At 71.7% G+C, this 1,977-nt stretch carries 2 protein-coding genes and 1 pseudogene; all 3 read left to right on the top strand.

Annotated features, from left to right (window positions below):
• A pseudogene (locus AB0G02_RS29925) lies at positions 1–235 on the top strand (hypothetical protein); the annotation flags it as partial.
• Positions 232–1,533 carry a type III PLP-dependent enzyme gene (locus tag AB0G02_RS29920; protein WP_360800469.1) on the top strand — a complete coding sequence of 434 codons (1,302 nt, stop codon included), beginning with the start codon at positions 232–234 and terminating at the stop codon, positions 1,531–1,533. The pseudogene AB0G02_RS29925 and the gene AB0G02_RS29920, both read left to right, overlap by 4 nt.
• The gene (locus AB0G02_RS29915; RefSeq protein ID WP_360800466.1) at positions 1,530–1,802 is read left to right on the top strand and encodes an acyl carrier protein; all 273 of its coding nucleotides are present in this window, start codon (positions 1,530–1,532) and stop codon (positions 1,800–1,802) included. Before AB0G02_RS29920 ends, AB0G02_RS29915 begins: the two co-directional genes overlap by 4 nt.
• The last annotated feature ends 175 nt before the right edge of the window (positions 1,803–1,977 follow it).

Genomic DNA, 1,977 nt, shown 5'->3' with positions numbered 1-1,977 from the left:
GCGGCTGCGGCGCAGGCTGCCGTTCGCGGAGGTCCGCGACCTGCTGCGCGGCCTGCTGTTCGACCGGGCCTCCGGCACCGGCCTGCTGGTCAACAACTTCGCCACCGTCAACGCGGGCCACCGCACCGACTCGGCGTTCGACGGGCGGCTGTACGGCCTGCTGATCGCGTCGTCGGACGACCGGCTGCGCGCCGTGGACGACGACATCACCGCCCGATTGGAGGCGCGACCGTGAGCGCTGAGTTCGAGGTCCAAGGCATCGGGATCACCGAGATCGCCGAGCGGTACGGCACACCGCTGTACCTGTACGACGGCGAGGAGCTCGAATCCCGGGTGGACGGGCTCAAGCAGCTGCTGGACCCGCGGCTGGAGTTCTTCTTCTCCCTCAAGTCCAACCCCAACATCGGCGTGCTGTCCGTGCTGCACGCCCGCGGCGCGCGCGCCGAGGTGTCGTCGATGGTGGAGCTGGTCACCGCGCGCCGCGCGGGCGTCGACCCGGCCGACATCATCTTCCTCGGACCGGGCAAGAGCGCCGAGGAACTGGCCGCCTGCCTGGACGAGGGCGTCTACGCGATCGTGTGCGAGTCGTTCGGGGAACTCGCCCTGATCGACGAGTTCGCCCGGCTGCGCGGGCTGCGCGCCCCGGTCGCGCTGCGCGTCAACCCGACCTTCTCGGTCAAGGGCTCCGGCCTGACCATGGGCGGCAAGCCGCGCCAGTTCGGCATCGACGAGCCGCAGCTGTTCGCCACCGACGACCTGGTCGCGCGGCACCCGAACGTCCGGTTCATGGGCGTGCAGGTCTACATGGGCACCCGCATCCTGTCCGAGGAAGCCGTCGCGGAGAACACCGAGCGCATCTTCGAGCTGGCCGACCGGTTGGCCGGGCACCTGGGCATCGCGCTGGAGCTGGTCGACATCGGCGGCGGCCTCGGCGTGGCCTACTTCGACGGCGAGCGCGACCTCGACCTCGAACTGCTCGCCGCCCGCGTCAACCCGATCATCTCCGGGTTCGCGGACCGGCACCCCGGCACGCGGCTGGTGATGGAGCTCGGCCGCTACCTCACCGCCACGTCCGGCACGTACGTCGTGCGCGTGCGGTACGTGAAGGAGTCGATGGGGGAGCGGTTCGCGGTCGCGGACGGCGGCACGAACCACCACATGGCGGCGGTCGGCATCGGGTCGTTCGTCAAGCGGAACTTCCCCATGCGCGTGCTCAACCGGTACGACGAGCCCGCCACCGAGAGCTGGCACGTCACCGGCCCGCTGTGCACCCCCAACGACACCCTCGGCAAGAAGGTCGAGCTGCCGCCCGTGCGGCCCGGCGACCTCGTCGGCGTGCAGCGCTCCGGCGCGTACGGCCCGACGGCCTCGCCGGTGCTGTTCCTCAGCCACGGCTACCCGGCGGAAGTGCTCGTCCACGGCGGGCGCGCGCACCTCGTGCGCTCCCGTGACGAGACCGAGGACCTGCTGCGCCACCAACACCTCCCCGACCGCGCCGCCGCCACGGCCATCACCGAAGGAACCGCATCATGAGCGAATCCACCACCGTCGCCCCGCGCGAGCGGATCGTCGGCGCCATCACCGCCGTCCTGGCCCAGGTGCTGGACTACGAGCTGCCCGACCTGACCGAGCAGTCGCGCCTGTTCGACGAGCTCGGCCTCGACTCGACCGGCGTCTTCGAGCTGCTGATGCAGCTGGAGGAGGCGCTGGAGGTCGAGTTCGACACCGACAACCTGGAGATGGCGCACTTCGAGACGGTCCGCTCGCTGGCCGACTTCGTCGCCGCGGAAATGGACCGCTAGCCGTGTACCGGACCTCCGCGCCCACCCTGTCCGGGCGGACACCGACCCGGTCCGCGGGCGCGCGGACGCTGGGGCTGGGGCGGGTGGGGGGGGGAGGCCGGCCCCCCCTCCGGGCCGCGGGGGGTGCGTTGTGGTTGCGGGACATGTCCGCCCACTCCCCCCGGTTGGGGGTGGC

The organism is Actinosynnema sp. NPDC023658 (genome assembly GCF_040639995.1).
GTDB lineage: Bacteria > Actinomycetota > Actinomycetes > Mycobacteriales > Pseudonocardiaceae > Actinosynnema.
The sequence above is the reverse complement of the archived record's forward strand: the minus strand, read 5'-3'. Positions and strand labels throughout refer to the sequence as shown.